Source organism: Fructilactobacillus florum DSM 22689 = JCM 16035 (assembly GCF_001436645.1).
In the GTDB taxonomy this organism is placed as follows: domain Bacteria; phylum Bacillota; class Bacilli; order Lactobacillales; family Lactobacillaceae; genus Fructilactobacillus; species Fructilactobacillus florum.
The window spans coordinates 124507-147446 of record NZ_AYZI01000002.1 but is presented as its reverse complement, the minus strand read 5'-3'; the positions used below and the strand labels follow the sequence as shown (position 1 = coordinate 147446).

Sequence of the window (22940 nt, the reverse complement as noted above, 5' to 3'; positions counted from 1 at the left end):
ACCATTCACCTTTCTTAGTTATGCACTGGATGGCGATCAATGAGATCCATAAATTTATCAAAAAGATAGTCGGTATCATGTGGACCTGGCGCAGCATCCGGATGAAACTGGGCAGAAAAAGCCGGGAGCGTCTGGTGACGTAGCCCTTCCACACAATGATCATTAATTTCTTCTAATAGAATCGTCAGCTTAGTTGCTGCTACCGAAGCACGATCAACCATATAGCCATGGTTTTGGGAAGTAAAATCAATCCTCCCGGTCTCTAAATTACGAACGGGGTGATTAAAACCTCGATGCCCGAACTTCATCTTAACGATTGTAGCCCCGTTTGCTAACGCAAATAGTTGGTGACCCATGCAAATTCCAAATAATGGATACTGTTCTTCTAGTTGCCGAATCAACGCAAGCGTCTGGTGAGGAATGTCCTGCGGATCACCAGGTCCATTGGTAAGCAAAATCCCATCTGGGTGAACTGCGTGAATCTCTTCCAGCGAAGCCGTTGGTGGTAAAACCATCACATCACAATTCCGTTTCGTGAGTTCCCGCAGAATTGAATACTTTAAACCAAAATCAAGAACAGCAATGCGACGCCCAGTGGCAGGAACTGGATAAGCATTGTGAGTTGCACTTGTGGCAATCAAGGATGACCCGTCCAATGGTTGTTGTAACTCCGCTACCGTTTTCTCGGTAATCTTATTTACAAGGGCAGCCCGCATCGTCCCAGCCTGTCGGATGTGGCGGGTAACTGCGCGGGTATCAATCTCACTAATCCCAGGAACATCCTGTTGTTGCAAAAAATCATCCAACGAAGTAAGCATGCGCCAGTTAGTGGTTCGTCGGGCCAGCTCACGAACCACAACGCCCTTACAAGTTGCATGTTGCGACTCTAAATTATCTCGATTAACCCCGTAATTCCCAATCAATGGATTCGTAAACATCAAAATTTCATTATTATACGATTGATCCGTAATGGATTGCTGATAGCCAGACATCCCCGTGCTAAAGACCAGTTCACCAATAGTTTCGCGGCTACTACCAAAAGCCTGCCCGGCATAACTAGTCCCATCTGCTAATACTAAGTAACGCTCCGTCACAGAAATCCCTCCTCAGGTGCTCAAAAACCGTATAAAAAAACTACCCCCGTTTTTCGGGAGTAGTTCAATTGAATTCAGGTTAAAATGAACATCAATCAATCTCTCACCGGAAATTGTTAATTGACTTGCAATAAATTAAGTTAGTAGCCAGCTCCTGATTAGTTTCACAGAACTAACTTGCAGGAGTACAGCCTGTCGGTTCCCCGACATTGATTTTGTTTAGCATACCATCACGAGAAAAAATGTCAATAACTTTTAGCGGATTGCTACTAGTAGCTAGCAAATCAGGGTAGCTTGTAAAAAAAGTTTATTTGCCACGCGAACCTTCACGAGCATCTTTCTTCCACCATTTTTTATAACCACAATATGAGAGCAGGGTAAGCCAACTTACAACGCTAATCCCGATCGAAATTTTTTGAGCGGAGGTCTTTTGATATTCATATACAATCTGATTATTTCCTTTTTTAAGGTTAACTACTGGTTCCCCGTCCTTACCAATCGAAAAATCAGACTGGTTTTGATTTACGTAAACATGAATCCCCGTGTAATAAACATTTGGTATGCTCACATCTGTGTAGTTAGCTTTTGAATCAACGTGATACACGATTCGATTATAATCATAGGAGGTCTTCTTTAGTTCTAATTTTTTATCCCGATTAAGCTTATTAAAGGAGTGACTTGATAGCTCATTGCTAATTTTTACGGATCCTTTGGGCAAATAGTCTGTTGACATCGAACCTGTTTCAATGGTATCAAATTCGGAGCGACTGACCTTTAGTGCATCTGCTTGTTCAGGATCGTTAACTATAAAATTACTTTGCGCCAGAGTCGTAATTGATAAGAAAGCAATCGTCGTAGCAACTAAAAGCTTCGTATTGACAGAAGAACGCACCAGTAGAAAACACTTCCCGGCCAGAAGGGCGATTAGTAAAGTTGGAATTAATAATAGTCTAAAGGGAAATTGGAAAATTTGTGCAAACGAGGTATATTCAAAAAGTTGCCAAGCAAATAAATTAGACGATACAAAAACAAAGATAATTGTATCGAATAAAATAAATTTCCAAAATTTGTTCAATTTTTTCCAAAAACAAATCGAGGTAATTAGGATTATCAGGCTGATTATTCCCAAACCAGCTGCACTATACGGCAACTCCTTTATTGGAGTTACACTAAGAAACATTCGATCTAGCGGAACCGACCATGGGTAAAGAGATCGTGAGGTTTGGATTGCCATATCCTTAATATTTAATTTAGCAATTATAAATGGAATGATAAAAAAGGCAGTCAAACCCAAAGTGAGCATTCCAGCTAAAAAAAATCGCCAGATCTTTTGTCGAGTATCACTTCTAATAATCAATAACAGTGGCAGAAAACTGATCACAAAAAATAAAGTAACTAACATTCCTGGAATATTTGATAGCAAGATTCCAGCAAGCCCAACAGATAGAACATACCATTTTTTGTAGTTATCTGTAAAAATTAAATATAAACCGTAAAGAACTATTGGTAAAAATATCATACAAAGCGTTTCGCCAATATCACGTCTATAAAACATGTCATAAAATTTATACTGGCTTAAACCATAAACTACAGCGGCAATAAACGCAGCAATTTGATTTTTTAGCATTTTGTTCGAAACATAGTACATCGAAGCAAAAATCAAAAACTGCACCAGAAACATAAACGCTAGATATGCTATGTATATTTTAGAAAAAAGCGCTGCTAAAATTGCCATTGGGAAAACCATAATGGCCGGATAGAATAAGTTTACTGGATATCCATATGATCCAAAAGTATGGGTGGCAATCTCTGGTATTCCAAGATGCCCTTGTTTTAAGTTTCTGGTAATTTCTTCAATTCGAGTTAGGTGAAAACTAAAGTCCCAGTTCTGAGCAATTACTTGTCCCTTTGAGTAAAAAGGAACAACAACTAAGATGCTTAAAAACACAAACATGGAAACAATTAGAATCGATGATTTATACTTCTGCATGAATTCTCCCTAACACCTAACGATTAATAATGGCTTAGTAAAATAAATTATGGTAATAAAAATTATATCTCTGCTACAATGTTAATAAGTATACCATAATATTTTCTTTAGATTTAGCTAGCTCGGTTAATAAATCCTTGGAAACCATAATCATTTACCACTATTTTAACTCTAAAGTACCGATTGCTAGCTTCAACTGCTGACAGATCAACACCTTGGTAATCTAGCAGATCCTTGGATATAGAGCCAAACTTCAACGTTAGATCGTTACAGAGATTTGCTGTGATCATTGCCGGAATACGACAATTGGATGAACAGTCGCTAGTACCTTTGACAACAACTAGATTAAATAGCTGCTTGTGTGCACTATTTAAATAACAAGATGTAGGATGAAAAATGAATAAATTTTTGGACAAGGCTTCACTTACAACTGGCTGGATCAAAACTGCTTTAGTTAGTGTGTTTTCAATTTGGATGATTGCTGTTTTATTTGGAACCTTAAACGACGAGAATCTTAATCCGTGGGGATTAACTGCAGCTCTAATAAAACTAGGTTTGCTGCTCGCAATTGTAGTCTTAATTGTATTTAAAACCAGGTTGTGGGAATTAATTAAATCCAAGCAGAAGATCCTCATTATTGCCCTAGTCACCGCTGCGGTCGCTTGGCAATTAATAGTGGTACTGAATGCGTCCACCTCAATTGGTTGGGACGTATGGTCAGTCCATACCTCCCTATCAGATAGCAAATTAGCAACACTTTATCTATCTGAAAACCCTAATAATACGTTTTTATTCTTTTTCCAATATTTGATCTTAAAGACATTTAACCTAAGTCATACTTGGCTCAATGTTAATTTTATTAATCTGATTTGCTTAGATCTGTCATTAATAATTAATGTTTTTTCAGTGTGGTTGTTAAAAAGAAACGCAGTTAAACCTTTAATTATTATCCAGGCCACCTTGATGTTTTCCTTTATTCAAATCATTGTCCCCTATTCTGATGTTATGGTAATGCCATTTGTATCATTAATAATTTGGGGAACTGCAATGATGAAACAAGCTCAGACTAACCCTACAAAATTAATTGGATTGTTGACATTTTCGCTAAGTTCCCTAGCAGCTTATTTAATGAAGCCCTCTGCGATCATTTTAACAATTGCCATCTTAATTGGAATCAGTTTACATTTTTTGCAGGTTAAATTTACCAAGAAAAATGTATTAGCCTATGGATTATCATTACTGGTATTTCTCTTGATTTTCGTTTGTGGGATAAAGTCATTTAATAACTTTACCTACCATAATGATGTTGTGAAAATCAAACATGATCAGGGGCAACCGGCAAACCACTTTATCGCAATGGGGATCACTGGAAATGGAGCTTGGAGTCCTGAACAAGTAAATACAACTAACCGTATGAAAACCACTAAGGAAAGATCTGATTACTCTAACCACATCATTAAAAAACAGCTTAAAAAGCAGGGAATCTTCGGTATGATTCAGTTTTTCATTGCTAAAAATTATAGCAATACGAGCGATGGAACCTTTGGGTGGTATCGAGGAGATGGACCTTATACAGATGTAAATAAACCTACTAAAAATCTGATACAAGATATCTATTACCAAAACGGTAAATACTATAAGGATTACAGCTTTGTTGCTCAAATTTTTTGGATATTACTAATATCATTAATAATTTTTGGTATTGGCTATCTTTCTGAATTTTCGCAAATGTTACGACTAAGTATTCTTGGTGGACTAACCTTTTTATTGATATTTGAAGGAGGCCGTAGCCGATACTTAATTCAATTCTTGCCAATATTTTTAACGTTAGCGGTGCTTTCATTTGATTCAGCGAAAATAATGATTAAAAACATTGCTAGTACGATCAAACTAACCCTTCAAAAAGATCATTAGCAGGCTTATTTTAACAACCATAAGTAGTTGTTTGAATCCGATCATATATAAATTTAATATAAAAAAATGATGTACGTTTAAAACAATCGTAAACGTGTAAACACTTTTTTTAATTTTCTTCCTCTTCTGAAAAATTGGGGTCATTTCTAGCGTCAATCGTTGTGACCTCACTGTCAGGCGTAAGCGCCGCGGAGCTAGTTAATTGGCTTGGTTCATTATTATTAGATGGTTGTTGTGGTTGTGGGTTAGATTTTATTTTTTCAGTTTTAAATTTATAAACAACCCTAGTTTGAGATTTTCCATATTGGTAAAAAAACAGCTACTGCCTACAAAGCAAACAAACACTATTAACCACTTCATTATTTTTTAACATAAAAATTACTTTATTTATTAAAAATTATATGGCTGTACGTACTGCTGTTGAAGTTTATGAGTTCTTAGTCTAATTAGAATGACGTACTTCTAAAACCACATTATTAAATCCGTCAACAGTTTATTTTAATTATCCGGTTTTATTTGTTTACCAGTTAGACCATCAATCGAAATCCCAACTCCGTCCGGGGTTGACGCCGCCGAACTGGTAATGTTCTGCGTTTCTTCTGCCCGTTTTGCTTCCTCCGGAGTATCATATTTATTATAATCATTCTCATCTGATTGTTGTTGTGGTTGTTGTGGTTGTTGCGGTTGTTGCGGTTTTGGTTGTGAAACTGGTTGTGCTTTTTCTACTTCAGTTTTTGGCGTAGTCTTTACTTTAATAATCTTAGTTTTATAAACTGGCGGAATTGTTTTTTTAGTATAATTATAAGTTGCCCAATTACTCCCAATTAAAACCAAGCCAACCAAAGACCACTTGATAATTTTTTTAAACATACTAATATCCTTCCTTAATTAAAATTATATTGTGAGGCGTATTTCCGCATAACTAATTTGATTAAGTTCTAACGGCGTACCGCGGCAACCCGTTCGTTCGCTTGGAATTCAGTATTTTCGTGCTTTTTAGCAATTAAAGAATTGACTAGAGTTCTTAATCTCATTAGAATGACGTACTTCTAAAACGTAAAGATGATCAGTTCTTTTGATGTTTNAACTAATTTGATTAAGTTCTAACGGCGTACCGCGGCAACCCGTTCGTTCGCTTGGAATTCAGTATTTTCGTGCTTTTTAGCAATTAAAGAATTGACTAGAGTTCTTAATCTCATTAGAATGACGTACTTCTAAAACAAAAGCATATGACAAAATTCAAGAGCATGGGTTCTTAATCTCATTAGAATGACGTACTTCTAAAACTGATTCATATAAACAAAGTACTCAGTGCCAGTTCTTAATCTCATTAGAATGACGTACTTCTAAAACGCGTAATCATTTTTGTCGCCGAAGTAGTCAGTTCTTAATCTCATTAGAATGACGTACTTCTAAAACGCTTTACCTGCTTGGCTCGTCATTTTACCAGTTCTTAATCTCATTAGAATGACGTACTTCTAAAACTTGTGGAAAAGCAACTCAACCCGAGTTTTGGTTCTTAATCTCATTAGAATGACGTACTTCTAAAACCTTGTTGGAAAGCGCACCGGACGGTTGAGCGTTCTTAATCTCATTAGAATGACNTTAGAATGACGTACTTCTAAAACTACGATAACGCGCCGCTGACGTTCGATGGCGTTCTTAATCTCATTAGAATGACGTACTTCTAAAACTCGATATAATGTTGCGTCTTAGTACCTGCGGTTCTTAATCTCATTAGAATGACGTACTTCTAAAACGCAAAATGGGATTAACACCGGGATTTTAAAGTTCTTAATCTCATTAGAATGACGTACTTCTAAAACGGGATGGAGGTTTTGACTTGTGACCGCGNGCCAACACTTAATCTCATTAGAATGACGTACTGAGTTAAAATCAAACAAAGCTTTCGAGCTGAGTTTTATCTTCAGACCCTTAAGGGTTACTACATAAAAAGGTAGCTATCATCTGATAGCTACCTTTTTGTTTACAAATCAGATACTTTAACACGGTGTTCAAATAAACCGGTTGGTGATTGATAAATTAGCTGTGAATTCTCATTAATTTTAAGTCCATCATTATTTCCAGAAAACATTCCCCAATAACTACTTAATCCAATAATTTTAAGATTGGACCTTCCAGCATTACAATGAGTACCAACTAAAATATCTGAAATACATTTAAATTTTGATTCTTTATTTTTTAATGCATAAAATTTTTCTTTTATGGTTAGTTTGTCTTCAATTTTGTATAAGTTCAAATATTTATCAATATTGTCAACCAATTCATTAAAAACCGAATCCAGATCTGAATCACAAATTTCTCTAATTGGTTTAGTAATAATTCCCATAGAATTATCAGAGAGAATAAGTTGTTGCGCATTATGTTTATATACGCCGACAACTGTATAAAGAGAATCTCCTTCTTTAATTAGCTGATTCATTTTGACTTTAGGAATAAGAACTTTAAATTCATTACTACCAAGAATCTTTAAAATAGTGTCATGATAACTGGACAAACTATTTTTTATAGCATTTGCAGCTACTAGTGGCATTTTAATTAATTTAAAAGTATTTTTAAAAAATACTAATGACATATAGGCAGTGACAGATTGAGAGTATCCACCATAAATATCACTAGGTCGATTCTTTTTGGTATTAATTAGACTCCTATTTTTTTTAGTATTTTTTTCGTTAGCGGGTGCTTTATAAATAGTTTGTTTATACAATGCCCCTTCATTCGTCTCCAGCTGTTTCGTCACCAACATCTTTTTAAATCGATAGATTCGTTTCATATACCCTAGCTGTTGATCTTTATCGGTATCAATGGCACCCTTGTCATTTAGTTTATGATCTCTTTCAAACCGATATAAAAAGTTAAAGCTCTTTAGATTATTCGTACCAGTCTTCGCAAAATCTCCATAAACAAAGTAAGGTTGTAGCTTGGGATATTCTTTTAACAACCAATTTCCAACGAACACGGTCAAGTAAGCATCGAACGCATGGTGATAATCATTCACATTTCGACTTTTATAAAAATTGAATTTTTCCCGCATATGATGCGTTAGGTTAGCCTTGACCGTTACAACTTTTGTCTGATCAGCTTGATATTTTTGGTTCATAATATCAGCTGCTAATTTGATAACTTGTCGTGTTTCTACAAGTTGCCGATTAATAAATTGACCTCGGTTATTAAACTTACTAATCTGATCAGGCTTTAAAGTTAGATTATTATACTTACGCTGCGTCATTAGTCCCTGTTCTCGCATCATTTTCCAGGTTGGACGCATCTTATTCGCCACGGTCTCTCCTGGCAATCGATCCTCTTTATGAACTCGATTTTCCGACTGACTTGTCAACACCCGATTATTTAGCGAGTTATCAAGCAAGAAGGACTGCGGTAAAATATGATCAATATCGTAGCTCGAAAGCTGATCAATATTTAAGGGATGTCCTGTATATAAATCAATTCCACCCTGAATAAAGTACAAATACAACCGATCAGTAAACTTAGTCTTGTTTTTAATCTGATCTTTTAATTCTTGGGTCACGCTTTCATTATCAAACCAATTCTTGCTAATCTCTTGATAGGTTTTTTCTAGTTGCCGTGCCCGAGAGGCAATTAATCGGTGATCGTCTCGATCCTCTCTGGCAAACTCCATCATGATATTAGCCGGGGCATACCCAACTGCTTTCTTGATATCATCAACAACTAACAAAATTTGGCGGATAGCTTTTTTGTTTTGTGGTGATGTATACAACTCGTCAATGGTTTCGTTAATTCCAGTTTGAGCTACATTAGCCCCATTATGTTCTTGAATAGCTTGTTTTACACCATCCTGACCCATAATTTCCATAAAGTTTTGATTGGTATTCCACAGCTGATCAATAATCCGCTCACCGTTCTCATTAACAATATGCGTTAATAGTTTTTGGGACAGTCGCCCCCAACCCTGATAGCGTTTTTTCGATACTCGTTCTAGCTGTTCTGAAGTAAGCCAATTGAGTTCTGCCAGCTTTAGTTTAAAAATCTCACGATCCTCAAAAATGGTCGACCACTCAATCATCTTTTCAAAATCAACTTGTCGATCAGGATTGTCAATCTCATCACCAAAAATTTCTTGAAAATCCTGGTAAGTTTTTAAGGTATTATTCATATTCTTTTGATCAGTCGTTCCAGTAAAGATCGCTCCCATTGGGAAATCACCACGAGCCATCAAGCAATCACTCAATTTTTTCAGCGTGACTCGTCTTTGTTTTTTACAAACATGCTCGTATAGGTACTTCTTCTGATCGACCGTAAGTGCTTTGCCATCAACTTTAAGTTTATTAAGCTCATTTAAAACCGTGAATTGTTGATACAACAGACTATTTTTAGGTAAAACCGGTTCACCTAACAGGTACGTATCAGTCGTAGTCATCCGCTTAATAAAATTAGTTGCCGAGCCGGTCTTATCAACCTTCTCCTCAAAATTCCACGGAGTAATTTCCCCCGCCTCTTTACGAACCATCCATGCAAATTTAGTGTTTTGCGGATCATCACTCTCGTTCGGATCAATCATTGGACCAACGTAGTAAGGTACCCGAAAGGCGATTAATGCATCCAACTTATCTTTAGCAGCTAAGAGCCAAGGGTAATATTTACCTTGGACTTCAATCAATTGATCCAACTCACGCTGATGCAACTGATGTGGAATTGATCCATTTTCTTTAGAACGTTGTTTGGGCATGAAAGCCTGCAAATCAATTAAGCTCTTAATCTGATTTGCCAGCTCCGAATCATCCAAATTCTTTTTAACATTCGTATAGAATGTATCAATCGTAGGTTTATCACCATCGATATACTCATCATATGCTTTCTTTAATCCGTCTCGTTGTTCTTGCGTTACCTGAGTTTCTAACTCTTTTAGCATTTTTAAATGATGTTTATGATCGTCATAACGATTAATCATCGCTGTAGAGATTGAATCGGCAACCTGCTTCGTCTGACGATTAGTTAAAATATCAGCTAGATTAAGGGAGAAGTATAAGCGTTGTAACACGGTTAAAATCTCATTTGCCTCATCGGTCAACTCTGAAGCCAGCTCTGCAATTTTATCATCAAAGTCATCACTGCTAAACTGCAGCTTAAATGCTTGTGGATCAGTGGCTTCAACCCCTAAAATTACATCGAATTTTGCCTTCAAACCTAAGACGGCCTTTAGCAGTTCCGTTGCTAGTTTCTTATTTTCTTTGTCGATGGTTTTATCAACTGGTACAAATAACCTTGCTGACAATTCTCTCTGGCGATCACTAGGTGTCCGCTGATTATCTTTTAAGATCGTCGCAACTTCATCCAAACTGGAAGTTTGCAGTTGAACATGATCACGCTGTTGGTTGCTAAAAATCTGATTAAGTTCTTGAAACTCTGCTTCCAAATGCAACTGACCACCGTGAAATTTTTCGACCGCCGCACCGTTTAGAAAGTGACCTCGAAATTTAATCATGTGGTGGAGCGCTAAATAAATCAGCCGAACATCTGCCTGTGGGGCATCTGGTTGTGCTAGTGCCGAACGTAAATGGTAAATAGTGGGGTACTGCTGATGAAATTTTTGATCATCAAATTGGGCATCATCAAACAAGATGTTCCCAAACATTTGCTTGTTGGGATCTAAGGGTGAAATATTTGATTGTTTCAGGCGGGCTAAAAAATTAGGATCCACTTTAGCCAGTTCTGCATCAAAAATCCGATCTAAGAAGCGAAGACGCCAGCGTCGCCGTGATAAGCGACGCCGCGTCGTGCGAAAACCACGCCGTTCCGCAGCAGATTCGCCTTCTTTAAATAGACGGACACCGATCCCGTTATGCCCTCGGATATGCAGTAATTTATCATTTTGATCCGTAACGGCCCAGCCAATCGAACTGGTTCCGATGTCAAGACCAATGTTATAAGGTCGTTGTTGTTCAGTCATTAAATCACTCCTATATTTTCTAATAATTATACCATTTTAATTAGTACGCGACCATTCTATTTTTTTACTAATAAATCGCAAATTAACTATCAACATGAGCTATTTAATTTTTTGCTGAGTCAATTTTGACTATGCTATCATTAAATAATCTTAGTTTTTATCGTTGAAAGGATCCTTGCCATGAAAGAAAATGAAAAAATACAGATATTAGCAGACCTAGTTGCCTTTGATAGTTGCAATGGTAATGAACGACCAGTGGCTGAATACCTACTACAGTTGTTTCAAAACCATGGTATTAGCGCCAAGCTTCTTCCATTAGCAGGTACGGCTGGCACCACCCGTGCCAACCTAGTCGCTGAAATTGGTTCTGGTCATCCAATTTTGGCCTTCGATGGTCATTTAGATACCGTTGCCTTTAATCGCGAGCGGTGGCAAACCGACCCGCTTAAATTGACGGAGCAAGCTGGTCAACTATACGGACGAGGAACTACCGACATGAAAAGCGGGGTTGCTGCGGCTGTAATCGCAATGCTTGAACTACATGACCAACATCTTTCATTTCCCGGAACCATCCGTTTTCTAGGAAGTGCCGGGGAAGAGGTCGGCATGCAAGGGGCCACCGAACTTCAACAACACGGTTATACTGATGACATCGATGCTCTAATCGTAGGAGAACCAAGTGGCTATGCCACCTCGTATGCTTCAAAGGGTGAAGTTAATCTCCAGTTAACTGCCACCGGGCGCGCCGCCCACAGTTCGACCCCTCAGTTTGGGATTAACGCCGTCCAAGAACTCATCAAATGCTGGCAAGACCTGGCTGATGCATTACAAACTGCTACCGCCGGCATCAAAAATCATGAATTAGGGCGCCCAGTTTTCAATCTGGATCAGTTTAATGGTGGTAAACAGCCAAACATTATCCCAGGCACCGCCCAAGCAGTTCTAAACATCCGCACCATTCCAGAATTTGACAACAGCCAAGCCATCCAACTGGTAACAGACACCATTAAGCGTAACCAATCCAACTATCAAGCTGAGCTGCAGTCCCAGGTTACGATGAACGTCATCCCCGTTGTCGGACAAGCTGACTCACCGGTCATTAAACAAATCTTGACCATTGCCCAGCAATATACTAATCAACCCGTTCCAGTGGCCGGATGTCCGGGTGGAACCGACGCCTCACGTCTCCTATTAACTAAATCCATTGGATTCCCCGTAGCTATTTTTGGTCCGGGTGATTTTCGGGTGGCTCATCGTGACAATGAATTTTGTTCAAAACAAATGTACCTAAACTTTACCGAAATTTATCCACAACTATTTGTCCAAACTTTACAAGCTTTAGTTGATTAGGTCATTAACTCTCCCTCCGAACCATTTCAAAAATGATACGAGGGTTTTTTATTGCCAAGCAACAAAGTTTTAGCATCCCAATCATTTTTTGGAGGAAATCTTATGTCCACGCAAGTCACACTTCAAACTAAACTAACTATTCTAGCCACTGCGTTGCTAGCTTTTTCCGGGATTTTATTAGAAACCTCGATGAATGTTACTTTTCCTGAGCTAGCCCAGCTCTTTCACTTATCACTAGGTACCATTCAATGGCTGACCACCGGCTATTTACTAGTCGTAACGATTATCATGGCGACCACGGCTTTTTTACTTAAACGGTTTGCGCTCCGCAACCTATTTATCACTGCCGTTGCAATCTTTTTAATCGGTGATTTATTCTCCGGTTTAGCACCCAATTTTACTATTTTGTTGCTGGGACGCCTCATCCAAGCAGCGGCAACCGGGCTAGCAATGCCAATGATGTATCAAGTTATCTTTACAAAGGTTCCCCAAGCTAAGATTGGTTTATATACTGGGATTGCATCGATGGTTATTTCACTGGCGCCGGCACTTGGTCCAACCTATGGTGGATTGCTTTCCTCATTGTTTTCATGGCGCGAAATCTTTTTATGGGTACTCCCAATTGTCATCGTCGGGCTGGTGCTAGGATGGGCCTTTATCGATATTCCCGCTGCAGGGACTAACAAACACTTTGATTTTGGTGCCCTCTTCTTTTTAAGTTGTGGTTTACTGTCCTTCGTCTGGGCCGCCACTCAGTTTGGCAACCTACAGGCTTCACTACTAACTAAGTTTCTCCCCTTACTGGGAGGCATCGCTGCCTTTGCAATTTTCGTTTACCTGAACCAACATGGTTCTTCAGAAGTTTTGTCATTAAATATTTTGAAACACCTGCCAGTTCGGCTGGATGCCCTTAACTACTTCATTTTAATGTTTATCAACATTGGAATTTCCTTTGTTATTCCGATCTATGCCGAGGGAGTTTTGAAAGTGACGCCCCTCGTCGCGGGCTTAATCCTCCTGCCGGGCTCCATCATCGGTGGATTTCTCGCCCCCGTAGCTGGTTGGATTTATGATCGGTTTGGAGCATTTGTCCCGATCATCAGTGGACTGGTCATTGTTGTGATTAGTACCGCCCTCTTTGGCATTCTCCAAGCCGTCTTCACGCCCCTCGTGATGTTATTGCTGTTCACAAGCACCCGGATCGGATTCAACCTTGCCTTTTCCAACACCATCTCCAATGCCCATGGAAATGTGCCCCACGAACAATCAGCCGATGTAAATTCACTTTTCAATATGCTACAACAATACGCTGGTTCACTTGGAACCAGTATTCTCGCCAGTATCATTGCGCTTAAACAAACGACCGCTGACAGCTCCACCGCGCTAATTCAGCAGACCTATCGCGGTGGGCACTTAGATTTCATGCTACTCTGTGGTCTTGCCCTAATCGCCTTAGTAGCAGCCATCATCAACTATTGGGAACAAAAACATCGTGGCACAGCATTATAAAAAAACACTCCTTGACCCATTAACGAGTCAAGGAGTGTTTTTTTATAATTGTTATTTTAAACGTTGAATTAGTTTCTTTAATGTGAGCCACGGCCACCGGAGCATCCCCAAAACTAACAGGATGATTAGCACACCCGCTAGCCGCTTACTGCCAGTGATAGCTGTCCCCGTGGCTGGCAAGCGGGGTGCTTTCTCAGCTACCATAGTAGACCCAGTTGGCGTAGTAGAACCTGTCGGTTTGCCCCGCTGCTCCAACGAATCAGGATTGGCTCCAAGGCTTTCGGCTGGGCGGGCGTTTAAAATCTCGTCCGAACGATCCCGGTTGTTCAGCTGTCGTGTCGTTGCCCCTAATTCCTTGCTCACAATCGGCTTCTGTTGTTCTTGTTCTAACAGCGTAACTGGGGTTAGTGATTTTGGAGATCGAACCGACTCACTCCTTAATTGCACTGGTAGACTGGTTACGGGTACCTGGGCAGTAGCCTGCTGACCACTAATTTGCAGCTCAGTGGTTCCCTTAATGGTAACCGTCTGTTGTTGATCCTGACTATACCGAGCAGCTGAATAAACACGTCCACTTGCTGGGAACTCAAGTTCAATACTTTGCGTGTCCGTATAGATTACAACCGTCACTTGTGCAGGATTGCTCCCCAAACCCAATGAAGCCGTGCGTGGCTGTTGATAGTTTTCATTCGCACCGTTTAACCACACGTCAGTCGTACGTCGTACCGTATACGTGCCGGCATCCCAATCAAATTCAATTTCAAACTGCCCATCAGCTTGGCTAATCTGTACTGTACTGGTTCCAGTTAAATGTTGGTGCTGATTATCAAAAGTCAATTCGTAGCGCTGAGCCGTCCCACTGAGACCTAGTTGTAAAGGTTGTGTACTGGTTACAACTTGCTTAACTGGGTGCTGATCAGAAAATAGATTGGGCTCGATTAAGTGGGTGTGAATTCGACCATTTTCAAGAGTGTAGCGGTGAAAGGCACTGGCACTAAATTGTGCTGGTGCGTCAGCCCCGACAATCCCAGTTTTAACAGCCTGGCCGGAATAATCCCAGTTTCCGTTCCAGCCAATGCCAATTGCAGCACTCGCATCAGTGCCGTTAAAGCCTAACCCTGCTCCTTTTAAATTACTTAACACGCTACTTCCATAAAAGTCAGACCCATCATCAACTCGTTGTACCTGACTAGCTGATGTCAAGGCATATACCGGTTGACCAGTTCCAGATAGATCCGCATAGTGGTCTGGCACAAACCGCCCCTGCTCATCTAGTTTTCCTAACACCAAATAAGTTCCAGTGCTTTCGCCATACCGATAGCCGTTTCCTCCAAACAACAACCCGACTTTTAATTCCTTAGTCACCTGATCCTTTAGTTGAATTAAGTTGGGGCATTCAATGGTTCCATAATCAACCCATTGCTGTTCATGATTACTGGAATCCGGTTGGTTAATGATCAACGTGCCCAGATAATTCCAATTTAGCCCATCGGCACTATCATATTGACTAATCCGATTAGTCCCCTCTGCTAGGTAACACACCATCCGCCGAGTCGCTTCGTTATAGAAAACGTGCGGATCGCGAGCATCATGCTCATTGGTTACCGGTCCTCCGTTAGGCATCCCCACCAAAGCATGATCCACTAACGGGTGGAAATTAAATCCACCATCAGTACTAACAGCGGCATACTGTGCTTGCATCCCCTCCGCATTGGTACTGGTAAAATAGGCTACTAACGCATCAGCCGGTAAGTCATGATAAAAATTCATCGAGTTTCCAATGACACTTCCAGTCCACATTGATTGCCAAATCCCATTGTTAGCCGTAAGGGCGCGTCCAGCTTGATAGTAATGCACCAAATCTGGTGAGATAACATGATACCAACTATTCCCCTCGGGACCATTAAATTCGGGACCATCATTATGCAAGTAATAGAAATGATAGTTACCTTGAGCATCGCGAAAAATACTTTGGGTATCATTCCCACTATAATCGGGGCTAGCATAGTGGTACTGTTGCGCATAATTACCGGTTGAAGCCGGTGTTTGCACTTCGACCGGTTCTGCTGTGGTGGGGGCTGCAAAAGTAGCCGAGTTGGCTGATGGCGTTGCCGCTGACGTGGTGGTCGGAGCGTCTTTCGTTGCTTGCTCATCACCAACAGTCGACTTCGTTGTGTCTGCTGGTTCACTTGCAGGAACACTGGTTGCAGGTTCAGCTTCTGGCAGTGCCGGTTGCGCTTGAGCTTGAGGACCTTCCGACTGTGGTTGCGCGGCTAGTGGTGCGGTCGCTTCGGAGCTGAGCGGTTGCTGTTCGGATTTGTCATCCGCCGCAGCCGTTTTCTCAACTGCTAAAACTGCTCCCACCAATAAAATCGCACTACTTGCTTTCAACCACTGGAGCGACTGATTTGAAGTTCTATTTTGCATGATTATGATTGCCACCTTTCACTTTGCTAGTAATTTAGTTAGTTTATCGGTTTACTAACTAAAAAAACAATTACTAATTGCAAGTGAAAGGTCGCTGAAGCGGCGGCTGGTGCTCAGCTTAACGCTTACTTGAAGGTCACTGGTTTGACTACCAAAACTACGCCTCTCTCCAACATGTTACAAAATAATGTTTACGTCACATTTGAATTAATCATCACCAATTAGCCGGACTCCATGACCGACCATCTAGCTCATCTTGAGCTTGTGCCAGTCGTTGACTTTGCTCAAGTACCGCTGCCTTGGTTGCTTCCAATAAAGCTCGGTCAGCAAAATTATTCGTCTTGCTAAGTAACTGATCTAGGGTAGTTACCAGCCACCTTTGGTCATCATCCATGACTAACCCTCCTCTGCTTGGCGCATTAGTTGCACCTGCCACTTCAAGTCTTCAATTTTTTCCTGTTGGTGTTGCATTGTCTCAATAATTAAATTAAGTTGGTCTTGCTGGGCAGAGGTCCCCTTAGCGGCCAGTTTTCGCAACCGCTCTTCCAGCCAGTTTTCTTGATCAGCAAAGCGAAAGGGATCCTGCACCGTTAAATATTGCTGGTACCTGATTAACAAGCGAGCGCGAGCTGGCGCATCTAAATAAGCAAATTGTGACACTGGCAACGGAGCTAAAAACTTCATTCCAGCCTGTTGTGCCAGTGCCTGATATGGAGTGAAAAGTTCTGACAAACTGTAACCTTGTTGTCTTCCAACTGCAAATTCTGCCACTGGATAACCCAAGGTAGTCACGATTCCAAGTTCTTTTCCTCGCAAAATTCCTTGTTCGTTTTGATAGGTGAAGGCTCGAGTTAAGACTTCATCTTCCCAGTGTTTCAACGACGCTGGCGCACTATACCAATATAATGGAAACTGAAAAATTATCCGATCAGTTTGCCGGAGTAATGCCTGTTCAGCAGCAACGTCAAGGGACTGGTGTGCGTAAATTTCATCTAGACAATGCCAAGTCACGTCCTCTAGTTGCTGACTAGCACGGTTTAAAAAAGCCTGCGTTCCCGAATCATGATAATGCGGGTGTGACACAATGATTGTGGTTTTCAAAAAAAGAACCCCTTTTCAATTTATTTTAAAATTTTTCCGATGATTGATTGACTTTATTTTATACCATGTTATGATGTAGTAGATGTTTGATAAGTTTCGAGTTTTTAAGGTTTCTTGTTTTGTTTTATTATAGAATGACTTCCTTATTAGATTCAAACTACAGCAGCATTAATATATTTTTTTACGGAGGTTTCATATTATGAAACAAGGTACTGTTAAATGGTTCAACGCAGATAAAGGTTACGGCTTCATTACTACTGACGATGGTGACGTATTTGTTCACTTCTCAGCTATCAACAAAGATGGCTTTAAAACGCTTGACGAAGGCGAAAAAGTTACCTTAGACGTTGAAGAAGGCGACCGCGGCCCACAAGCTGCTAACGTTACTCCAATCGAAGAGTAATTTATCTTTAAAAAGAACATCCCGTTCGGGGTGTTCTTTTTTTATGCATTTAAAAACCAGTTAGTTATTAACTGGTTTTTAAATGCATATATTTTGAAGCAAAAATCACCAGTTCTTCAACCGGCTGGCGCATTCCGTCCCGCGTCCAGGTCACGATGACTTCAGTTAAACCGCCTGAAATCATTGCTACCAATAAATCTGAAGAACTTTCCTGCGTGATCAAAATTTGGTTCTCAATTAGTTTTTTGATATCAGCGCTCAGTGAACGTAATAACAGGTTTGTCAAATCATTTTTTACAATTGCTTCCATCATCAACTTGTTTTCGTTGATGAGAGTGAAAAAGGTCGTAGCCACATCATAAAACGTGAATCTATTTTGGACAATTAGCCGCTGAATGAAGGTATTATAAACCATCTCAAACTGCGCCAACAAGACATCTTCTTTGGTATGAAAGTTGCGGTAAAATGTCATCCGAGACAATTCAGCCCGTTCACAAATCTCTTTGACTGTGATATCAGCGTATGACTTCTCCATCATCATTTCAAACATACCAAAAATAATCCGCTGTTTTGTTGAGATTTGTTTTTGTAGCTGTTTTTTCTTCGTGATACCCACCTACCTCGCTGAAATCAAGTGTAAATGTTGCGAAGCTGCGGCTGTCACCAAACAATCGGTTCCCGTCGCCGTTTGTAACTGTAGTTCAAAATTTGGAGTAATTCCTTGTAAATAACCCGTTACATACCGATCATGGTTCTTGATTTGCACCAAACATTGTCGCCACAGTAAATGCGCTTGATACTGCTGGCGTACCTCGTCAGCAACCGGTCTGCGATAAAAAGCCAGTACTTGTTTACAAAGTTCTGCTACCAATTCATTCTTTAACCGCGTGTCCGGTGCTAAATTCGTTGCCTGTACCGTTTGTAATGCTGGACTGGGTCCCAGATTAAGCCCGATTCCAATCATAATTGCAGTAGGTTGGTTGGCAGTATTAGTCTGTACCTTAGTCAGAACTCCACCACATTTTTGTCCCTGCAAAAATAAATCATTAACCCACTTTAATTCAGGAGCAACCTTCAAAATCCGCACAATAGCGGTTCGAACTGCTACCCCGACCCCAATTGTTAACAGCCCGGGTTGTTGCAAAAATTGTTGCTTAACCGGCACCACTAGCGTCAGGTAAATCCCACCATCTGGTGATTGAAAATGATGCCCCCGTTGTCCTTGCCCCGCCGTTTGTTGTTCGGCGGCAATGACATGCATCCCAGAAAATCGGCGCTGACTCGCATAGACCATGGTTGAATCTACAACTGGTAAAATCGTTAGCTGCTCCCTGCTTAGGGGCACCAATGCCAAAATCTGGTTAAAATCCAACTTTACCATCGTACACCCCATTAAGTATTAAATAGGTGAACTCCCTTATCAGCATAAATCACATCGCCAGTAATCCCGGAAGCTAAGTCACTGAGCAAGAATGCAACCGTATTTCCAATCTCTGCTTTAGTAACGCTCTTACCATCAGTAGTCAATGACTCGGAAGTCTTCAATAACTCCCCATGACCCTTAACTCCAGTAACCGCCAAGGTTCGAACTGCTCCTGCCGAAACCGCATTTACCCGGACGTTTTGCTTGCCCATTTCAACGGCAAGGTAGCGCATCTCAGATTCCAAGGAAGCTTTAGCAATCCCCATCATGTTGTAGTTAGTGATGGCATAAGTTGAACCCATATAGGTCATCGTAACGATACTACCAGTTTCATTCATAATCTTGCTGGCAGCCCGCGTTACCGAAATTAGCGAGTACGCACTAATATCTTGGGCCAGATTAAAGCCCGCCTTCTTAGTATTAACCACACCATTTTGGAGCGTATCACGATCAGCATAAGCAATCGCATGCACTACGCCATCGATGTTGCCAACTTTTTCATGAATTGCCGCAAAAGTTGCTTCTACGTTATCATCTTCTGCCACATCACACTCAAATAAAAGCATGTCATCATCAACAAAGCGGTTCAAACTTTGCTTCATTCGATCGTTTTGGTAAGTTAAAATTGCTTGACCGCCTAATGCTTCAATCGCTTGGGCACAACCCCATGCAATACTTTTTTGGTTGGCAACTCCCATCACCACAATTTTCTTGCCTGCTAACAAATTAGCTGTCATCACGTTCATCCTCTCAAACTAATCCTATCTTAATTATAAAAAACTAACTAATAAAATCAATTATTAGTTAGCATTATTAGAATTTACGATACCTTGCAAACCGTCGCCGTAATAGTTCAGCCGTTGGAATTGCACTCAACTCTTTTATTTTATCAAATAATTGTTGCTTTAGCTGGTTTATTTCGGCTTTTGTTCGAACTTCTGGAATAATTTTATCAATAATTCCCTGTTCAACGAGCTCTGGGGGGGTTAGCTTCATGATTTCAGCTGCTTCGCGAACGCGACTAGAATCTTTCCACAAAATTGTGGCATACCCTTCAGGAGATAAGACGGAATATATACTGTCTTGAAATGCCCAAACACAATCACCTACGGCCAAAGCAAGTGCTCCACCGCTACCGCCTTCTCCAACAATAATCGCCAAATAGGGAGTTTTAAGTTGTAATCCCTGAAGAATTAATTGTGAAATCAGATAACCCTGCCCATGATACTCTGCATTCACATCTGGAAAGGCTCCGGGCGTGTTGATGAACGTTATGACCGGTCGCTGAAATTTTTCGGCTTGCTTCATTAGTCGGAGTGCTTTGCGATAGCCATCCGGCTCAGCCGACCCAAAATGGACGTCGGTCGCTGATTTTTCATCATCCGCCTTGCGAATCCCAATCAAAGTGGCGGGTTGCTGTTGCAACAAACCAATCCCACCATAAACAGCTGCATCATCGCCGTAAGCACGATCCCCATGAAGTTCGATGAAATCATCGGTCAGGCCCGCAATTAAATCTTTAATTGTAATTTTATCCTGAGCGCGGGCTGCTAGGACGCGGTCAAAGGCCGTTTTTTTAGTCATTAGAAACCCCGCTTTCATGCATTGTAAGAATCCGACTTAACGTGGTCTTCATCTCTGAACGCCGAACAATTGCATCTAAAAACCCATTATGTAACAGAGTTTCTGCTCGTTGAAAATCACGTGGTGGCCGTTGCTGAATTGTTCTTTCAATCACCCGCCGACCGGCAAACCCAATCAGCGCATGGGGCTCTGACAACAACAAATCACCCTCCATTGCAAAACTAGCAGTTACGCCTCCAGTAGTTGGATCACATAGGTAACTAATGTATAACCCACCTTGTTTGCTATGTTCAGCAATCGTCGTCGCTACCTTGGCCATCTGCATCAGTGAATTAATTCCTTCCTGCATGCGAGCCCCACCAGAGGCCGTGAACAAAATCACGGGTAAGTGCTGCTGAGTGGCCGTTTCAAATAGCTGTGCGATCAGTTCTCCAGTAACCGTTCCTAAACTACCCATGATAAAGCGCCAATCCATAACTCCAATCGCAACTCGATGGGTATCAATGGTCCCAATTCCAGTCAAAACTGCTTCATTCAACCCCGTGGTTGCTTGAGCTTGCTGCAGTTTTGCTTGGTAATGCTTTTCTGAAAAACGGGACCCCACCTTCAAATTGCGATTAAGTGGCGTAAAATCCGAGCATAACAAAGCAATTCTGTCCTGAGCACCTAATCGAAAGGCATAGTTACAATTAGGGCACTCCTTAAACTGACCGAGCTGTTGTTTATAAATCGTCTTCCCACAAAAAGGACACTTAACCCAGACATCTGGGATTTGGTCCATGCGATGTTGTAACTCTTCTCGGGTTGGTTGTGATTGATTATCCTCTGTCATACCGCTCCATCCAGTTCTTCAAAAATACATCTTCAACATAGCGATTATTAAAGTCCCCCGCTGTCATCGCCGGATCATGCAACAGATCGACAAGAAACTTTCGATTGGTTTGCACCCCTTGCAGTTGAAATTCGCTTAATACTCGTTCAAGTTTCAGCAACGTTTCAGACCGCGTGGGTAAATGTACAATGATCTTGGCAATCATCGAATCGTAGTAAGGAGAAATCACACTCCCCGCTTCAATTCCTGCATCAATGCGAACCCCCATGGTACCCATTGGAAAATGTAATTGGGAAATGCGACCCGGTTCCGGCTGAAATCCGGCAGCTGGATTTTCTGCATTAATCCGAGTCTCAATCGCCGTGCCGTGTACACCACAATCCGCTTGGGAAAATGGTAAACGCTGACCATCTGCAACTTTGACCATCGCTTTGATCAACTCAACTCCCGCAACTTCTTCAGTTACCGTATGTTCGACCTGCAACCGAGTATTCATTTCCATAAAATAAAAATGATGGTCTTGATCCATTAAAAATTCAAACGTCCCGGTGTTTTCGTACTTTATCCCCTGCATGGCCTGTTTAACTATTTGACCAAGCTGGGCTCGTTCTGATTCGGTGATCAGTGCGCAGGGAGATTCTTCAATCAATTTCTGATGGTTTCGTTGCAGCGAACAATCTCGTTCCGGAAAATAAACCACCTGACCATGCTGATCAGCAATTGCCTGCATTTCGATATGCTTGGCATCCGACAAATCTTTTTCTAAGTACAGGTGATCATCGTCGTAAGACAATTTTGCCTCTCGTTTGGTTTCTAAAAAGGCCTGGGTCATTTCCGCGCGGTTCTTAACCTTGCGAATTCCCTTGCCACCCCCACCAGCCGCTGCCTTCAACATCACGGGATAGCCAATTTCTGCAGCCACCTGGTATGCTGCGTCCACATCTGCAACAAACCCAGTTGACCCAGGAATCGTCGGAACCCCAAATTTTTCCATGGCTGCTTTTGCATGGGATTTATTGCCCATCAACTCGATTACAGCTGCACTAGGACCGATAAATTTGATTCCGTATAATTCGCAAAGCTTAGCAAAGTGAGCATTTTCTGACAAGAAGCCGTAGCCTGGAAAAATGGCATCCGCCCCCGTCAAAACCGCTGCATCAAGAATTGCTCCCATGTTCAAATACGATTCGGTTGGCAACGGACCGCCAATACAAACCGACTGATCAGCAAGTTTGACAAAGAGTTCGTTGGCATCAACTGTGGAATGAACTGCCACTGTCGCAAGCGATAACTCCTGTAAATTTCGAATTGCCTGGACTGCGATTTCACCGCGATTTGCAACTAAAACTTTTTTTATCATCTA

General features: G+C 41.0%; 17 protein-coding genes and 1 CRISPR repeat array. Of the genes, 4 read left to right on the top strand and 13 right to left on the bottom strand.

The features are described from left to right. Positions 1 to 14: 14 nt before the first annotated feature. A complete protein-coding gene (locus FC87_RS01690) occupies positions 15 to 1094 on the bottom strand; it encodes a glutamine-hydrolyzing carbamoyl-phosphate synthase small subunit (RefSeq protein ID WP_056961413.1) in 1080 nt (359 codons plus the stop codon). 307 nt (positions 1095 to 1401) lie between these two features. Next, positions 1402 to 3048, bottom strand: coding sequence for a YfhO family protein (locus FC87_RS01685; RefSeq protein ID WP_268872347.1), 1647 nt, complete (start codon positions 3046 to 3048; stop codon positions 1402 to 1404). Between the two features lie 432 nt (positions 3049 to 3480). Between FC87_RS01685 and FC87_RS01680 the strand changes: the two genes are divergently transcribed. Then, complete coding sequence (locus FC87_RS01680; protein ID WP_035421504.1) at positions 3481 to 4998, top strand: glycosyltransferase family protein; 1518 nt, start codon at positions 3481 to 3483, stop codon at positions 4996 to 4998. 498 nt (positions 4999 to 5496) lie between these two features. Here the strand turns inward: FC87_RS01680 and FC87_RS01675 are convergent, their stop codons facing one another. Further along, the gene (locus FC87_RS01675) at positions 5497 to 5868 is read right to left on the bottom strand and encodes a hypothetical protein (protein ID WP_054690874.1); all 372 of its coding nucleotides are present in this window, start codon (positions 5866 to 5868) and stop codon (positions 5497 to 5499) included. Positions 5869 to 6183: 315 nt separating this feature from the next. Next, positions 6184 to 6549: direct repeats of the CRISPR family, unit length 36 nt; unit sequence GTTCTTAATCTCATTAGAATGACGTACTTCTAAAAC. A 436-nt stretch (positions 6550 to 6985) separates the two neighbouring features. Continuing rightward, positions 6986 to 10948, bottom strand: coding sequence for a type II CRISPR RNA-guided endonuclease Cas9 (gene cas9 / locus FC87_RS01670; protein WP_056961411.1), 3963 nt, complete (start codon positions 10946 to 10948; stop codon positions 6986 to 6988). A 180-nt stretch (positions 10949 to 11128) separates the two neighbouring features. On the opposite strand from cas9, the gene FC87_RS01665 reads away from it, so the two are divergent. Both FC87_RS01665 and FC87_RS01660 read left to right on the top strand, forming a co-directional pair. Beyond that, positions 11129 to 12298 carry an ArgE/DapE family deacylase gene (locus FC87_RS01665; RefSeq protein ID WP_056961409.1) on the top strand — a complete coding sequence of 390 codons (1170 nt, stop codon included), beginning with the start codon at positions 11129 to 11131 and terminating at the stop codon, positions 12296 to 12298. Positions 12299 to 12400: 102 nt separating this feature from the next. Beyond that, the gene (locus FC87_RS01660; RefSeq protein ID WP_056961407.1) at positions 12401 to 13807 is read left to right on the top strand and encodes an MFS transporter; all 1407 of its coding nucleotides are present in this window, start codon (positions 12401 to 12403) and stop codon (positions 13805 to 13807) included. 51 nt (positions 13808 to 13858) lie between these two features. Here FC87_RS01660 and FC87_RS01655 read toward each other — a convergent pair whose 3' ends face one another. From FC87_RS01655 to FC87_RS01645, 3 genes are all read right to left on the bottom strand, one after another. Then, positions 13859 to 16234 (bottom strand): hypothetical protein, encoded by a 2376-nt coding sequence (locus FC87_RS01655; RefSeq protein ID WP_054690287.1) that lies wholly within the window; start codon positions 16232 to 16234, stop codon positions 13859 to 13861. A gap of 214 nt (positions 16235 to 16448) precedes the next feature. After that, positions 16449 to 16628, bottom strand: a complete 180-nt coding sequence (locus tag FC87_RS01650; RefSeq protein WP_009167050.1) for a hypothetical protein — start codon at positions 16626 to 16628, stop codon at positions 16449 to 16451. Positions 16629 to 16630: 2 nt separating this feature from the next. Next, positions 16631 to 17335 (bottom strand): NAD(P)H-dependent oxidoreductase, encoded by a 705-nt coding sequence (locus tag FC87_RS01645; RefSeq protein WP_056961405.1) that lies wholly within the window; start codon positions 17333 to 17335, stop codon positions 16631 to 16633. A 199-nt stretch (positions 17336 to 17534) separates the two neighbouring features. Between FC87_RS01645 and FC87_RS01640 the strand changes: the two genes are divergently transcribed. Next, positions 17535 to 17738 (top strand): cold-shock protein, encoded by a 204-nt coding sequence (locus FC87_RS01640; protein ID WP_009167053.1) that lies wholly within the window; start codon positions 17535 to 17537, stop codon positions 17736 to 17738. 67 nt (positions 17739 to 17805) lie between these two features. On the opposite strand, the gene FC87_RS01635 is transcribed toward FC87_RS01640, so the two are convergent. The 6 genes from FC87_RS01635 to FC87_RS01610 all read right to left on the bottom strand — a co-directional run bounded on the left by FC87_RS01635 (position 17806) and on the right by FC87_RS01610 (position 22937). Further along, complete coding sequence (locus tag FC87_RS01635; RefSeq protein ID WP_009167054.1) at positions 17806 to 18354, bottom strand: TetR/AcrR family transcriptional regulator; 549 nt, start codon at positions 18352 to 18354, stop codon at positions 17806 to 17808. Further along, a complete protein-coding gene (locus FC87_RS01630; protein ID WP_009167055.1) occupies positions 18355 to 19119 on the bottom strand; it encodes a biotin--[acetyl-CoA-carboxylase] ligase in 765 nt (254 codons plus the stop codon). An 11-nt stretch (positions 19120 to 19130) separates the two neighbouring features. Next, entirely contained in the window at positions 19131 to 19898 is a 768-nt protein-coding gene (gene fabI / locus FC87_RS01625) for an enoyl-ACP reductase FabI (protein ID WP_009167056.1), read from the bottom strand. 76 nt (positions 19899 to 19974) lie between these two features. Then, positions 19975 to 20745 (bottom strand): acetyl-CoA carboxylase carboxyltransferase subunit alpha, encoded by a 771-nt coding sequence (gene accA / locus FC87_RS01620; RefSeq protein WP_054690299.1) that lies wholly within the window; start codon positions 20743 to 20745, stop codon positions 19975 to 19977. Further along, a complete protein-coding gene (locus tag FC87_RS01615; protein WP_035421976.1) occupies positions 20738 to 21577 on the bottom strand; it encodes an acetyl-CoA carboxylase carboxyltransferase subunit beta in 840 nt (279 codons plus the stop codon). Before FC87_RS01615 ends, accA begins: the two co-directional genes overlap by 8 nt. Beyond that, positions 21564 to 22937 carry an acetyl-CoA carboxylase biotin carboxylase subunit gene (locus tag FC87_RS01610; RefSeq protein ID WP_054690302.1) on the bottom strand — a complete coding sequence of 458 codons (1374 nt, stop codon included), beginning with the start codon at positions 22935 to 22937 and terminating at the stop codon, positions 21564 to 21566. The genes FC87_RS01615 and FC87_RS01610 overlap by 14 nt, the downstream gene beginning before the upstream one ends. Between the last annotated feature and the right edge of the window lie 3 nt (positions 22938 to 22940).

Bases quoted from the DNA above. Each gene is read 5' to 3' on its own strand.
- FC87_RS01685 (WP_268872347.1), bottom strand. From the start codon at position 3,048: ATGTTTGTGTTTTTAAGCATCTTAGTTGTTGTTCCTTTTTACTCAAAG.
- FC87_RS01680 (WP_035421504.1), top strand. From the start codon at position 3,481: ATGAATAAATTTTTGGACAAGGCTTCACTTACAACTGGCTGGATCAAA.
- FC87_RS01675 (WP_054690874.1), bottom strand. From the start codon at position 5,868: ATGTTTAAAAAAATTATCAAGTGGTCTTTGGTTGGCTTGGTTTTAATT.
- cas9 (WP_056961411.1), bottom strand. From the start codon at position 10,948: ATGACTGAACAACAACGACCTTATAACATTGGTCTTGACATCGGAACC.
- FC87_RS01665 (WP_056961409.1), top strand. From the start codon at position 11,129: ATGAAAGAAAATGAAAAAATACAGATATTAGCAGACCTAGTTGCCTTT.
- FC87_RS01660 (WP_056961407.1), top strand. From the start codon at position 12,401: ATGTCCACGCAAGTCACACTTCAAACTAAACTAACTATTCTAGCCACT.
- FC87_RS01655 (WP_054690287.1), bottom strand. From the start codon at position 16,234: ATGCAAAATAGAACTTCAAATCAGTCGCTCCAGTGGTTGAAAGCAAGT.
- FC87_RS01650 (WP_009167050.1), bottom strand. From the start codon at position 16,628: ATGGATGATGACCAAAGGTGGCTGGTAACTACCCTAGATCAGTTACTT.
- FC87_RS01640 (WP_009167053.1), top strand. From the start codon at position 17,535: ATGAAACAAGGTACTGTTAAATGGTTCAACGCAGATAAAGGTTACGGC.
- FC87_RS01630 (WP_009167055.1), bottom strand. From the start codon at position 19,119: ATGGTAAAGTTGGATTTTAACCAGATTTTGGCATTGGTGCCCCTAAGC.
- fabI (WP_009167056.1), bottom strand. From the start codon at position 19,898: ATGACAGCTAATTTGTTAGCAGGCAAGAAAATTGTGGTGATGGGAGTT.
- accA (WP_054690299.1), bottom strand. From the start codon at position 20,745: ATGACTAAAAAAACGGCCTTTGACCGCGTCCTAGCAGCCCGCGCTCAG.
- FC87_RS01615 (WP_035421976.1), bottom strand. From the start codon at position 21,577: ATGACAGAGGATAATCAATCACAACCAACCCGAGAAGAGTTACAACAT.
- FC87_RS01610 (WP_054690302.1), bottom strand. From the start codon at position 22,937: ATGATAAAAAAAGTTTTAGTTGCAAATCGCGGTGAAATCGCAGTCCAG.